At 68.8% G+C, this 12,655-nt stretch carries 11 protein-coding genes, 1 tRNA gene and 1 pseudogene; 8 read left to right on the top strand and 5 right to left on the bottom strand.

Annotated features, from left to right (window positions below; translation table 11 throughout):
* Nucleotides 1-211 precede the first annotated feature (211 nt).
* Together OG698_RS22950 and OG698_RS22945 are read left to right on the top strand one after the other, a co-directional pair.
* Complete coding sequence (locus OG698_RS22950; RefSeq protein ID WP_406105082.1) at nt 212-634, top strand: hypothetical protein; 423 nt, start codon at nt 212-214, stop codon at nt 632-634.
* Between the two features lie 500 nt (nt 635-1,134).
* The gene (locus OG698_RS22945; RefSeq protein WP_406111224.1) at nt 1,135-2,619 is read left to right on the top strand and encodes a SulP family inorganic anion transporter; all 1,485 of its coding nucleotides are present in this window, start codon (nt 1,135-1,137) and stop codon (nt 2,617-2,619) included.
* 90 nt (nt 2,620-2,709) lie between these two features.
* Here OG698_RS22945 and OG698_RS22940 read toward each other — a convergent pair whose 3' ends face one another.
* On the bottom strand, nt 2,710-3,117 hold the full coding sequence (locus tag OG698_RS22940) for an arsenate reductase ArsC (protein WP_406105080.1): 408 nt from the start codon (nt 3,115-3,117) through the stop codon (nt 2,710-2,712).
* Nucleotides 3,118-3,140: 23 nt separating this feature from the next.
* Here OG698_RS22940 and OG698_RS22935 point away from each other — a divergent pair, with 23 nt between their 5' ends.
* From OG698_RS22935 to OG698_RS22920, 4 genes and pseudogenes are all read left to right on the top strand, one after another.
* Nucleotides 3,141-3,812 (top strand): methyltransferase domain-containing protein, encoded by a 672-nt coding sequence (locus OG698_RS22935; RefSeq protein ID WP_406105078.1) that lies wholly within the window; start codon nt 3,141-3,143, stop codon nt 3,810-3,812.
* A 22-nt stretch (nt 3,813-3,834) separates the two neighbouring features.
* Nucleotides 3,835-4,445 (top strand): annotated as a pseudogene (locus OG698_RS22930) (flavoprotein).
* A gap of 580 nt (nt 4,446-5,025) precedes the next feature.
* Nucleotides 5,026-5,313 (top strand): hypothetical protein, encoded by a 288-nt coding sequence (locus OG698_RS22925; protein ID WP_406105077.1) that lies wholly within the window; start codon nt 5,026-5,028, stop codon nt 5,311-5,313.
* A 321-nt stretch (nt 5,314-5,634) separates the two neighbouring features.
* Nucleotides 5,635-6,018: a hypothetical protein gene (locus OG698_RS22920; RefSeq protein ID WP_406105075.1), complete on the top strand. Its 384-nt coding sequence runs from the start codon at nt 5,635-5,637 to the stop codon at nt 6,016-6,018.
* Nucleotides 6,019-6,338: 320 nt separating this feature from the next.
* On the opposite strand, the gene OG698_RS22915 is transcribed toward OG698_RS22920, so the two are convergent.
* Together OG698_RS22915 and OG698_RS22910 are read right to left on the bottom strand one after the other, a co-directional pair.
* Nucleotides 6,339-6,412 (bottom strand) — tRNA-Pro (locus OG698_RS22915).
* 91 nt (nt 6,413-6,503) lie between these two features.
* Nucleotides 6,504-7,442, bottom strand: coding sequence for a metallophosphoesterase (locus OG698_RS22910; RefSeq protein ID WP_399968796.1), 939 nt, complete (start codon nt 7,440-7,442; stop codon nt 6,504-6,506).
* Between the two features lie 76 nt (nt 7,443-7,518).
* On the opposite strand from OG698_RS22910, the gene OG698_RS22905 reads away from it, so the two are divergent.
* On the top strand, nt 7,519-7,983 hold the full coding sequence (locus OG698_RS22905; RefSeq protein ID WP_329571721.1) for a GatB/YqeY domain-containing protein: 465 nt from the start codon (nt 7,519-7,521) through the stop codon (nt 7,981-7,983).
* A gap of 180 nt (nt 7,984-8,163) precedes the next feature.
* Here the strand turns inward: OG698_RS22905 and OG698_RS22900 are convergent, their stop codons facing one another.
* The gene (locus OG698_RS22900) at nt 8,164-10,389 is read right to left on the bottom strand and encodes a transglycosylase domain-containing protein (protein WP_406105074.1); all 2,226 of its coding nucleotides are present in this window, start codon (nt 10,387-10,389) and stop codon (nt 8,164-8,166) included.
* 428 nt (nt 10,390-10,817) lie between these two features.
* On the opposite strand from OG698_RS22900, the gene OG698_RS22895 reads away from it, so the two are divergent.
* Nucleotides 10,818-11,162 (top strand): WhiB family transcriptional regulator, encoded by a 345-nt coding sequence (locus OG698_RS22895; RefSeq protein ID WP_199841926.1) that lies wholly within the window; start codon nt 10,818-10,820, stop codon nt 11,160-11,162.
* Between the two features lie 79 nt (nt 11,163-11,241).
* Here the strand turns inward: OG698_RS22895 and OG698_RS22890 are convergent, their stop codons facing one another.
* Complete coding sequence (locus OG698_RS22890) at nt 11,242-12,654, bottom strand: ArsA family ATPase (protein ID WP_406105071.1); 1,413 nt, start codon at nt 12,652-12,654, stop codon at nt 11,242-11,244.
* Between the last annotated feature and the right edge of the window lies 1 nt (nt 12,655).

Here is a 12,655-nt window from a genome sequence, read left to right as displayed (position 1 = left end):
TTCTCGGTGACTACGACGATGCCGAGCGCCGCTGGCAGACGGCGGACAAGCGGCTGACAGCCCCTGACAGCCCCTGACAGGACCTGTCAGGGGCTGATGGGGCTGACGGGGAGGTTCGGCCGTGTGCCGGATGTACTCGGTACTCGGTACTCGGTCACAGGTGAGTACCAGCGCTCTGGGCGGTCATGGCGTGAGCCGAAACCCTTGGCCCATGGATACGAATGAGCGACTGCCGAAGCGAACGTTCCAACTGTTGGCGGTCATCGCGCCGGCCGCGGTGGCACTGGCGGCGTGGGCCGGCTGGCTGGGCTGGGACCAGCAACGTGACGTGCACCCCGACGGCTCGACGACCGGCCCGTACGAGGCGTGGCAGGTGATCGGTCTCGTACTGACCCTGCTGCCACCGGTGTACTGGGCGGCATCCCGGCGCTACACGGTGGCCGCCGTGCTCGGCCCCACGGCCGGTCTCACCGTGGCCGCGTACTACGACTGGTCGGACGACGCGAGCGGCCTCTTCGTGATCGGCGTGGGGCTTGTCATGGTGGGGAGCCTGGTCGTGACCTCGGCGCTTGCAGCTGTGATCGGCGCTGTGACGGGACATGGCCCGCAGGGCCGGGCGGTCGCTGCGGGGTAGCGGGCCAGGGCCCTCCGGGGGAGGGGGAGGGAGAGGGAGAGCGGTGGGGCGGCGTGCGATGTCGGCCTCGGTGCGGAGCCGGAAACCGCCCTGAGAACGCGCCGTAGAATTGCTGGTTCCAGGGTGCGGGCTACGTCCCGCACCTTCTGCCGTGTCGGGGCCGATGGCGCCCCCGGCGAAGACCGAAGACCGATGCCAGCAGGAGAGAGCGAGCGAGCGGATGCCCATGATGCTCGGCGCCGCCGCCTGCCCGCCGTGACCTTTCGCCGGCAGTTCGCCTCTGGAGCAGCGCCCAGCTCTTACGGCTGGTGCCCGCCGCCAGTGACTTCAGTCCGCTGCTCGCGGACGCCGCGGACAGCCGCCCGTCCTCCCGCGCCCTCACGCACGCCGCCTCAGATGACGCCTGGCGTGCCCGAGCACGACAGGTTCCTCCTCCGTTGTCCACTCCCGCACCGTCCTCCGCGTCCGCACCGTCCACGTCCGCACCGTCCACCGCCGCACTGTCCCCGGTGGCCCGGCTGCGTGGTCTGAAGCCCGACTGGCTGTCCGACCCGAAGGTCTGGCGGACCGAGATTCTCGCGGGCCTGGTCGTCGGCCTGGCCCTGATCCCGGAGGCGATCTCGTTCTCGGTCATCGCCGGGGTCGATCCGGCGATCGGTCTGTACGCGGCCTTCACCATGGCCGTGACCATCGCGATCGTCGGCGGGCGCCGGGCGATGATCTCGGCCGCGACCGGCGCCGTGGCCCTGGTCATCGCCCCGCTCAACCGCGAGCACGGCTTCGGCTATCTCGTCGCCGCCGTCATCCTGGCGGGCGTCTTCCAGATCGTTCTCGGCGCCCTCGGAGTGGCGAAGCTGATGCGGTTCGTGCCGCGCAGCGTGATGGTCGGCTTCGTGAACTCCCTGGCCATCCTCGTCTTCATGGCCCAGGTCCCCGAGATGCACGACGTGCCGTGGCCGGTCTACCCGCTGATCGCGGGCGGCCTGGCGCTCATGGTGTTCTTCCCCAAGGTCACCGAGGTGATCCCGGCGCCGCTGGTGTCGATCGTCATCCTCACCGTCATCACCGTTGCCGCGGGGATCGCGGTCCCGACCGTCGGCGACAAGGGAGACCTGCCCTCGTCCCTGCCGGTGCCGGGCGTGCCGGATGTGCCCTTCACGCTGGACACGCTGGCCACCGTCGCTCCGTACGCACTCGCCATGGCGCTGGTCGGCCTGATGGAGTCGCTGATGACGGCCAAGCTGGTCGACGAGATCACCGACACCCACTCCTCCAAGACCCGCGAGTCCGTCGGCCAGGGCATCGCCAACATCGTCACCGGCTTCTTCGGCGGCATGGGCGGCTGCGCCATGATCGGCCAGACGATGATCAACGTACGGGTCTCCGGCGCCCGCACCCGTCTGTCCACGTTCCTGGCGGGCGCGTTCCTGATGGTGCTGTGCATCGTCTTCGGCCCGATCGTGTCCGACATCCCGATGGCCGCGCTGGTCGCGGTGATGGTCATGGTGTGTTTCGCGACGTTCGACTGGCACTCCATCGCTCCCAAGACGCTGAAGCGGATGCCCGCGGGCGAGATCGCCGTCATGGTGATCACCGTCGTGTGCGTGGTCAGCACCCACAACCTCGCCATCGGCGTCGTGGTCGGCACGATCACCGCGATGGTCGTCTTCGCGAAGCGAGTCGCCCACTTCGCGGAGGTCACCGCGGTCACCGACCCCGACGACGCGACCGTCGTCTACCGCGTCACCGGCGAACTGTTCTTCGCCTCCTCCAACGACCTCGTCGGCCGGTTCAACTACGCCACCGACCCCGACAAGGTCGTCATCGATCTGAGCGCCGCCCACATCTGGGACGCCTCCTCCGTAGCTGCCCTCGACGCGATCGAGACGAAGTACGAGCAGCGCGGCAAGACCGTAGAGATCATCGGCCTGAACCAGCCCAGCGCCCAGATCCACGAGAAGCTCAGCGGCGAACTCACGGCCTAGGGCCTCTCGTTTGGATCGGACCCCGCTCCCTGATCCGGCCTGATCCAAACGAAAGACCCTGGTGGCGGCGGTGAGTTGGGATCCGCGGGACTACTGGGGAGCGATCTCCGTGATCAGATCCTGGACCAGGGACTCGATCTCGTCGCGAATGGGCCGTACGGCGGCGACGCCCTGACCGGCGGGGTCGTCCAGTTTCCAGTCGAGGTAGCGCTTGCCAGGGAAGACGGGGCAGGTGTCGCCGCAGCCCATGGTGATGACGACGTCGGATGCCTGGACGGCTTCGACGGTGAGGATCTTGGGCGTCTCGGCGGAGATGTCGATGCCGGCCTCGTGCATGGCTTCCACGACGGCGGGGTTGATGGTGTCGGCGGGGGCGGATCCCGCGGAGCGGACTTCGACGCGGTCGCCGGCGAAGTGGGTGAGCCAGGCGGCGGCCATCTGGGAACGCCCGGCGTTGTGGACGCAGACGAAGAGCACGGAGGGCTTGGGGTCAGGCACGAGCGGGACCTTCCTTGGTGGGCGTGGGCGTGGGCGCGGGCGCGGGCGCGGGTGCGGGCGCGGGTGCGAGGGCGTGGGCGGGTTCGGTGGCGGAGGTGTCGGGTTCGGCGACCGGCGGGGCCGTGCTGGGGGAAATAGCGGCGGGCGGCCAGGGCGACGTAAACGAGGCCGACGAGAACCGGCACTTCGATGAGCGGACCGACGACACCGGCGAGGGCCTGGCCGCTGGTGGCGCCGAAGGTGGCGATGGCGACCGCGATGGCGACCGCGATGGCGAGCCCGAAGTTGTTGCCGGCGCCTCGAACGTCGAGTTCCTCAAGGGCACGATCGAGGCGATCCCGCTGCCCGCGAACACGGTCGACGTGATCATCTCCAACTGCGTCATCAACCTGTCCACCGACAAGCAGGCGGCCTTCGCCGAGATGTTCCGGGTCCTGGCCCCCAGCGGCCGCATCGGTATTTCAGACGTCGTCGCCGACGACGAACTCACCTCTCCCCAGCGGGCCGAACGCGGCGACTACGTGGGTTGCATCGCCGGCGCTCTGTCCTTCAGCGAGTACCGGGAGGGACTGGAGTCGGCCGGGTTCACGGACGTCGACATCACCCCGCCCCACGCCGTAGCCGACAAAATGCACGCAGCGATGGTCCGAGCCGCCAAGCCCACAGCCGTACGCTGCCCGAACGGCACCGCCTGAGCCGCGAACGGGGAGGCCCCAAGTGAGTGACCAACCAGTCCACCACCTACACCCGCCGGTCCGACAGCCCAAGAACCCTTTCCCGTACGTCGTCGTATGCGCGTCCGGCATTGCCGGCGAAGTCGGCAAGCTGATCACGGCCGCTCAGGAGGCGAACCGGGATGTGGGCGTCGTGGCCACCCCGCAGGGCCTCGGCTTCATAGACGCCGAGGCGGTCGAGGCGCAGACCGGCTATCCGATCCGTCCCCGAGCTCTCAACTTCGTTCGAGCAGGGGAGGCCCCATTGCCTGGCGCGCCCCCGGTGACCCGCGCCCGCTGCCGCCCGCCGACGCGATCGCGCCGGCCACCTTCAATACGATCAACAAGTGGGCGGCAGGCATCTCCGACACCCTGGCGCTGGGCATCCTGTGAGAGGCGTACGGCTTCGGCACCCCCACCGCCGTCCTTCCGTACCTCAACGCCGCCCAGGCCGCCCACCCCGCGTACTGCCAGAGCCTGGACCGGTTGCGCGGCATGGGCATCCTGATCGGTTCGCACGAACCTCACCAGCCGAAGGCCGAAGGCGCCGCCGCCTCCTTCCGCTGGGAGGAGACGCTGGAACTGCTCACGCCCGGACGGTCCGCCGGGGAGTGACCAGCGCCGCGACCGCAGCATGCCAGGATCGGCCGTCCGAAGCCCCCGCCACGGGGCGGAACGGACACGGACGTGACACCAGGACGGGCATGCAGCACGACCACGACCACGGCCACGGCCACGCACGACGTGCGTGAACCACTACCGTTCGCGGACGCCCACGCCGACGCGGTCTTCGCAAGGAGGGCGCCCTCCCCCGCCGCCTGTGGCGCGTGACCCAAACCCTGCCCCGATAACCCCAGTCCCGATACAGGCGCGGAACACACCGCCCTGCCCGCCCCGCCCGCCTGACACGGCTGGGAGCCCTTCACAGGCGCGTGTCATTTCCACGGTGTCGCCCGAGGGCGGATGCCGTGTGCTGTCCCTGGCGCCGCCGGTGACGTAGTCCCGCTGCGTGGACTTTGGCTGCAGTCACGGTGTGTTGGCCTGCCGATCATGGGCTTATCTGTTCAGCTGCCTGGGGGCCGCGGAAGCCTGAACGGCCTTTTTCGATCCGGCACTTCCCCGCGCGCCCACCCGGCTGAGAAGGGTGACAGTGCAGGGCGGATGCACCTTTCAGTCTCAAGGAGACGGACACCACATGTCGGCACATGTCAAGGCCCGCTACGGGCACATGACTTCAGGTCGCGAACGACGCACCTCGCTGCGGATGCTGGCTTTGACCGTCGCGGTCGCGGTGGCATGTCTCGCCGGCCCCCTGCTGATGGCCACGCCTGCGCACGCACGGACCGAACGCGGCACAGCCTCCGGCGACTTCGCCGCGGGAATCACCGCCCGGACCAGCGGCAACGTCGTCACCCGCACGTACACGGTCACGGGCGACAGCGGCGGCGAGTTCGTGCTCACCCCGCCCGGGTCACCCGGCTGACCGGGATCACCGTCGTGGGCGGTTCCGGTACCAACGGCTCCGGCAGCCCGGGCGGGGCCGGAGCCGGCGGTGGTGGCGGCGCGGGATCGTCCTACGCCTCACCCACCCAACGGCCTTGTCCTGTAATGCGGTGCACTGCAAGATCAGGCCTGCGATCGGGGGGATCGCCGCAGGTAGTCCGCCCCTCGCCTGACCCGGAGGGGAACTTTGATGCGCCTTACAAGAGCGGCGTCGCTGCTGCTTGCGCCGACCTTTGCGATAGCCGTGCTGGGTACAGCAGGCCCGGCTTTCGCGGAGGCTCGGACGCCCGAACCTGTGGTCGTGCACACGGAGCCTCCGGCGGAGCCCGAGGAGGGGGACCTCGACGAGGAGGGCGCCAGCGAAGAAGTCCAGGTCCCCACGGAGACTCCTCCGAAGGCCCCCGAGGTTCCTCCGGCCGTGCCTTGTGAGGCCGGATATTCCTGGGAGTCCACCGCGAAGCACGGGATCTGCCACAAGGGCGTGGGTGCCACACAGGCCAACATCAACAACACCTCGCACTCAGGCAAGTCGACGTTCACCTCCGAGACGTCCGGTACGGAGTCCCACTACGCCAACTGCACCGAGGGCGTTGAGCACAACGCGACGCTCTACTCGCCGCGCAATGTCGGTTGGTACATCTGGGAGACGAAGGCATGGTGTCCCGCCAGTTCCGCGCAGGGCTGAGCCTTCTGTCAGCAGCCATGTTGCTGCTTCCGAGGGGCTCCGTCGGGTGCGGGAGGCGACACCTCGACCCGCGTACGTAGCGGCCCTGGAGCCGTCAGGCACGACGGACGGGTCCGCCGCGAGTGCCCCAATGAGGACGCGGCGGGTGAACTGAGTTGCGGCGCTTGGCCACGAGGGCGCGTGCCTCGCACTCGGTTCAGTACTCCCGGGCAGTGGGGTTTTCATGATCCACTCCCCGCTCACTCCCCGAGCCGGTCCAGAGAACGAGTCAGGCCCGGTTCCCTGAGAAGGAAACCGGGCCTGACCTGGTGTTTCAGCTGTCGGGGTGGCGGGATTTGAACCCACGACCTCTTCGTCCCGAACGAAGCGCGCTGCCAAGCTGCGCTACACCCCGATGTCGTTGCTCCACTGTCCCGCTGTTCTGCAGGTCGTGGCGACATCGATTACTTTAGCGGACCGGCGGCCGTAGACGAAATCCGGTTTTCTCAGGGTCCGGGGGTCAGGGTCAGGAGCGTCGCCTCCGGGGGGCAGGCGAAGCGGACCGGGGTGTAGCGGTTCGCGCCGCAGCCGGCTGAGACGTGCAGGTAGGAGCGGTGGCCTTCGGACTCGTGGGTCGACAGGCCCTTCACGCGGTCCGTGTCCAGGTCGCAGTTGGTGACCAGCGCCCCGTAGAAGGGGATGCAGACCTGGCCGCCGTGGGTGTGGCCCGCCAGTACCAGCGGGTAGCCGTCCGCCGTGAACGCGTCCAGGGCCCGCAGGTACGGAGCGTGCACGATGCCCATCGAGAAGTCGGCGCCAGAGTCCGGGCCGCCCGCCACGTGCGCGTACCGGTCGCGCTTGATGTGCGGGTCGTCCAGGCCCGTGAAGCCGATCTCCATGCCCTCGATCTTGAGGGCGCCCCGGGTGTTCGTCAGGTTCAGCCAGCCCGCCGAGTCGAACCCGTCGCGCAGGTCCTCCCACGGGTTGTGGACGACACCGACCGCGGGGGCGTTGCCGTTGAGGCCGTGGGCGCCGCGGGCCTTCTCGAAGAGGTAGCGGACCGGGTTGCGGGGCTTGGGGCCGTAGTAGTCGTTCGAGCCGAAGACGTACGCCCCCGGGAAGTCCATCAGCGGGCCCAGCGCGTCCAGGACCTCCGGCACGCCCTCCGGGTCGGACAGGTTGTCGCCCGTGTTGATCACGAAGTCGGGGCGCAGGCCGGCCAGGGAGCGCAGCCAGCGCTGCTTCTTGCGCTGGCCGCCGACCATGTGGATGTCGGACACCTGGAGGACGCGCAGCGGGCGCATCCCCGCGGGAAGCACCGGGACCGTGACCCGTCGGAGACGGAACGAACGGGCTTCGAACCCCGCCGCGTAGATCAGTCCGGCGGCGCCCGCCGCCGTGATGCCTGCTGTCACTTTCAGGGGAACCCCGTATTGCGCGCGCATACGCCCATCGTGTCAGACCCGGCAGGTCCCGGAAATCAAGGGGCGTAGGGCAATGCGTACCTGCGACAATCGCTGCATGACCACGCTCAAGTCGAAGCTGCAGGAAGACCTCACCGCCGCGATCAGGGGGCGTGACGAGCTGCGCTCCTCGACGCTCCGGCTCACCCTCTCCGCCATCACGAAGGAGGAGGTCGCGGGCAAGACGGCGCGCGAGCTGTCCGACGACGAGGTGCAGAAGGTGATCACCCGCGAGGCGAAGAAGCGCCGCGAGGCCGCCGAGGCGTTCGCGCAGGGCGGCCGCGCCGAGCAGGCCGAGCGGGAGAAGGCGGAGGGCGAGGTGCTCGCCGAGTACCTGCCGAAGCAGCTCTCCGACGACGAGCTGCACCAGATCGTCGCCCAGGCGGTCGGGGAGGCGAAGGCGGCCGGCGCCGAGGGGCCGCGTGCCATGGGCCAGGTCATGAAGATCGTGAACCCGAAGGTCGCGGGCCTGGCGGAGGGCGGCCGCGTCGCCGCCGTCGTGAAGCAGCTGCTCGCCGGCTGAGGTGTCCGCCGGGGTGCTCGCCCGCTGAGAGTGCCCTTCGGGTTGGGGAAGACGTTCCGGTCTCGTTCCGGTCTTCCGCCTCACCCCTCACACATACGCCGATGGGGCGCCCCCGATTGAGGGGGCGCCCCATTCGCGTACGTCACCGTCCAAGCGGGACTCGCCCGAGCGGCGTCCGCTTCAGCGGCGTCCGCCGCCGTGCCCGTTGCCGCCGCCGAGGAGGTCCGGCGGGAGGGAGATGTCCGGCCACGGGCTGTCGCCGTTTCCGCCGCCGTTCCGGCTCGGCTTTCCGTCGTTCCCGTCCGGGCCCTCGTCCTGGTCCCTGTCCCTGTCCCTGTCCTCCTTGGGGTCGGGGATGTTGATCAGGTTGAAGCCGGGGGACGGCTTGTCGGCGAGGGCGCCGACCATGGCGTCCTTCCAGATCGGTCCGGGGACCTGGCCGCCGAAGACCTTCGCCTGGTACACGCCGCCGATGGTGATGTTCTCCATCTCGACGTTCTGCAGGGCGCTGCCGACCCAGACCGCGCCGGACAGGTTCGGCGTGTACCCCACGAACCAGGCGTTCTTACGGCTGTCGGTCGTACCGGTCTTGCCCGCGTTGGCCCGGTCGGTCAGACCGGCCTCCCTGCCCGTACCGGAGTCGATCACGCCGCTCAGCAGGGTGTTGATGCTGTCGGCGGTCTTCGTGGTCATCGCGCGCGAGCACGACGACTTCGGCACCGGCAGCGACTTGTCGCCGGGGGCCGTGATCGACTCGATGGCGACCGGCGTGCAGTACGTGCCGCGGTTGGCGAAGGCGGCGTACGCGCTCGCCATGGTCAGCGGCGAGATGCCCTTGGAGCCGAGGACGATGGCCGGGACCTCGGGGAGCTTGTCGCCGTTGCCCTGGACGACGCCCAGCTTGTCGGCCATGTCCATCACCGGGCACATCCCGGTGTCGCCGATCATCTGCACGAAGTAGGTGTTGATGGACTTGGCCATCGCCTCCTCCAGCTCGTACGGACCGACCTCGGACTCGTTCTCGTTCTCCACGGTGAAGCCGCTGCTGTTCACCCACGGCTTGCCGCTGCACGTCTGGACCGACTTCGGATACGGCATCCGGTACGGCGCCGGGTACGCCTTCGTCACCGGGGTGCCCTGCTCCAGGGCGGCCGCGGCGAGGAACGGCTTGAACGTCGACCCCGTCGGGAAGCCGAAGTTCGACCCGCTCATCTTTCGGTCGACCGAGTAGTTGATCTGTGTCTCGTTCTTGCCGAAGCCGTACGGCTTCGACTGGCCCATGCCGAGGATCTTGCCGGTGCCGGGCTCGACGAACGTGGCCGCCGTCGCGACCTTGTCCGTCTGGTAGACGTGATCCTTGATCGACGCCTGCACCGATTCCTGCGTCTGCGGGTCGAGGGTGGTCTGCACCCTCAGGCCGCCCCGGTTCCAGAGCTTCGCCCGCGCTTCCTTCGTCTTGCCGAAGACCGGGTCGGTGAGGAACACCTCACGTACGTAGTCGCAGAAGAAGCCCGCGCCCTTGACCGCCGTGATGCAGCCGTTCTGCGGCTTGCTGATCTTCAGGCCGAGCGGCTTCTTCTTGGCGCGGTCCGCCTCGGCCTGGGAGATGTCGTGCGTCTCGGCCATCCGCTGGAGCACGACGTTCCGTCGCTTGGTGGCCTCCGCCTCGTCGTTGACGGGGTCGTAGCGGCTCGGGGACTGGACGATGCCGGCCAGCATCGCGGACTCCTCGATCGTCAGGTCCTTCGCCGACTTGGAGAAGTACCGCTGCGAGGCGGCCTCGACGCCATATGCCTGCTCACCGAAGTACGTGATGTTCAGGTAGTTGGCGAGGATGCGCTTCTTGCCGAGCTTGTCCTCGAGCTGGATCGCGTACTTCAGCTCGCGGATCTTGCGGCCGATCGTCTGCTGGGTGGCCTGGGCGAGCTTTGTCGGGTCGTCGCCGGCCTCCTCCATGAAGACGTTCTTCACGTACTGCTGGGTGAGCGTGGACGCGCCCTGCGCGACACCGCCGCTCTGCGCGTTCTCGTTGATCGCGCGCAGGATGCCCTTCAGGTCGACGGCGCCGTGTTCGTAGAAGCGCGAGTCCTCGATCGCGACGAGCGCCTTCTGCATGTACGGCGAGATGTCCTTGAGGGGCACCACCGTGCGGTCGCGCGAGTAGACCGTCGCGATCGCGCCGCCCTTGTTGTCCAGGATCGTGGTGCGCTGACTGAGTGGCGGCTGCTTGAGGTTGGCCGGGATCTCGTCGAATCCCTCGACCGAGCCCTTCGCCGCGAGGCCGAGCGCGCCCGCTGCGGGCAGCGCGATTCCGGCGAGGACGGCTCCCGCGAGGACACTGACACCAAGGAACTTGGCGGCCTGCTGAGTCGGTGACAGTCCACCGCCCGAGCGCTTCTTTCCCATGAGGGCAGCCTACGTTCTGATTCTCCGGACAGGCGTATATGCCTTGGCCTAAGCTGTACTCAACTGTCACAGCAGTGCGGTCACGTATCAAGACGTCCGGCGAACCCGAATCGTTCCGGTAGTCATCTCACCACTCCTCCGCGGTCGTTCCGTGGTTGGTGAGGGCGTGTCCGAAACCGCCTCGAGTGTCACCCGGTGTCCGCTGTGACTCAGCTGAAACGTCCCGGTTTGCCGGGTTGGTCGCACATGCCCTCGGCTCACTCCGTCGGGTGATCTGCCGCTTACGCATAGTCCGTTCGGGCCATTCAAGATTGGGCCCGAAGGGGGTGTTGCGCTGTGCCCACCTTCCGTAACGTCCTCAACTGGCGGCGGTGAATATGCCGCTGCCGCCGTGGGGGAGCCTCGATTCGGGAGAGGACGGCGCCGGTATGGGCTGGGTAACCGACTGGAGTGCGCAGGCGGCCTGCCGCACTACCGATCCAGATGAACTGTTCGTTCAAGGAGCAGCGCAGAACCGGGCGAAGGCGGTGTGCACCGGATGCCCGGTGCGGACCGAGTGCCTGGCCGACGCGCTGGACAACCGCGTCGAGTTCGGCGTGTGGGGTGGCATGACCGAGCGGGAACGCCGTGCGCTGCTGCGCAGGCGCCCCACCGTCACCTCGTGGCGCCGGCTGCTCGAGACGGCTCGTACGGAGTACGAGCGCGGTGCGGGCCTGCTGCCCGTGGACATCGATGACGACGCGACGTACGAGAGGTACGCCGCCGTGGGGTGAGGGAGCCGAGCTCCTTCCAGGGCGTCCGAGGGGGTGCGAGCCGTGTGGTGGCCCGCGCCTCGGGAGGCGTCCGTACGGCTCACGCAGCTCCGGCCGGGTCCGCACCGGCCGCGAGCCGGTCCCCGATGGTCCTCAGGCCTGCCAGGTCGTGCACATCGCCGGGCAGGGCGCCGACCTCGGTGACCGCCACCTCCGGGTGGAGCGCCGCGAAGCGGTCGCGTGTGCGCTGCTCGCGTGCCAGCAGCTGCATGCGTTCCGCGTGCAATCGCAGCAGGCCTGCCGTGAGTTGGTCCGTCGCTGCGTGGTTTGTGGCCGCGCGGTCTGTCGTGGCGCGGTCTGTGGTCGCGGTGGCAGGCGTGCCTGTGACAGGTGAGTTGGATGCGTGTGCGTGCACGGGTGCGCTATGTGGGGTTTTATCCGGCGTCTGGGCGTGCTCGTCGGCCGTGTCCCTTGCTGGGGCGGGGGAGCCTGCTTCGGGAGCGGTACGCAGCTCTACCTTCCCGTCCCCCTGATCCACAATGCCGCGCTCGTCAAGATTTTCTGCGGCCGCGAGCGCCCGCTCGGCCGACAGCTGCGCGGCACCGCTGCCGTGCACCCGGTTCAGTACGAGCCCGGCCAGCGGCATGTCCTCCGCGGCGAGGCGCTCCACGAAGTACGCCGCCTCGCGCAGCGCGTCCCGCTCCGGCGCCGCCACCACCAGGAACGCTGTACCGGGGGCCTGGAGCAGCTTGTACGTGGCGTCGGCGCGCGTGCGGAACCCGCCGAACATCGTGTCCATCGCCGCCACGAACGTCTGTACGTCGCGCAGAAGCTGACCGCCCAGCAGCTTCCCGAGCGCGCCCGTCATCATCGACATCCCGACGTTCAGGAACTTCATGCCGGCCCGGCCGCCGACCTTCGCCGGGGCCATCAGGACCCGGATCAGCTTGCCGTCCAGGAACGAGCCGAGACGTTTCGGCGCGTCCAGGAAGTCGAGCGCGGAGCGGGACGGCGGAGTGTCGACGACGATCAGGTCCCACTCGTCCTGGGCCCGCAGCTGGCCCAGCTTCTCCATCGCCATGTACTCCTGCGTGCCCGCGAAGCCCGCCGAGAGCGACTGGTAGAACGGGTTGCCCAGAATCGCCTCGGCCCGCTGGCCGTCCGCGTGCGCCTCGACGATCTCGTCGAACGTCCGCTTCATGTCGAGCATCATCGCGTGCAGTTCGCCGCCCTCTGCTCCTTCGATGGGGGCGATCCCCTTCACGCGGCGCGGTGTGTTGTCCAGCGAGTCGATGCCCATCGACTGGGCGAGCCTGCGTGCCGGGTCGATCGTCAGCACGACGACCTTGCGGCCGCGCTCGGCCGCGCGCAGGCCGAGTGCCGCCGCCGTCGTCGTCTTGCCGACGCCGCCGGAGCCGCAGCACACCACGATGCGCGTCCTGGGGTCGTCGATGAGTGGGTCCACGTCGAGTACGTGGGTGTCCGTCGGGTTCAGGCTCAGGGACGACGTCATG

It is taken from the genome of Streptomyces sp. NBC_01003 (assembly GCF_045162695.1).
In the GTDB taxonomy this organism is placed as follows: Bacteria; Actinomycetota; Actinomycetes; order Streptomycetales; family Streptomycetaceae; genus Streptomyces.
The sequence above is the reverse complement of the archived record's forward strand: the minus strand, read 5'-3'. Positions and strand labels throughout refer to the sequence as shown.

What these genes read in the sequence shown, in the direction of transcription:
- OG698_RS22905 (WP_329571721.1), top strand. Translation starts at nt 7,519, where the DNA reads ATGACCACGCTCAAGTCGAAGCTGCAGGAAGACCTCACCGCCGCGATC.
- OG698_RS22895 (WP_199841926.1), top strand. Translation starts at nt 10,818, where the DNA reads ATGGGCTGGGTAACCGACTGGAGTGCGCAGGCGGCCTGCCGCACTACC.
- OG698_RS22925 (WP_406105077.1), top strand. Translation starts at nt 5,026, where the DNA reads ATGTCGGCACATGTCAAGGCCCGCTACGGGCACATGACTTCAGGTCGC.
- OG698_RS22910 (WP_399968796.1), bottom strand. Translation starts at nt 7,442, where the DNA reads ATGCGCGCGCAATACGGGGTTCCCCTGAAAGTGACAGCAGGCATCACG.
- OG698_RS22950 (WP_406105082.1), top strand. Translation starts at nt 212, where the DNA reads ATGGATACGAATGAGCGACTGCCGAAGCGAACGTTCCAACTGTTGGCG.
- OG698_RS22900 (WP_406105074.1), bottom strand. Translation starts at nt 10,389, where the DNA reads ATGGGAAAGAAGCGCTCGGGCGGTGGACTGTCACCGACTCAGCAGGCC.
- OG698_RS22890 (WP_406105071.1), bottom strand. Translation starts at nt 12,654, where the DNA reads ATGACGTCGTCCCTGAGCCTGAACCCGACGGACACCCACGTACTCGAC.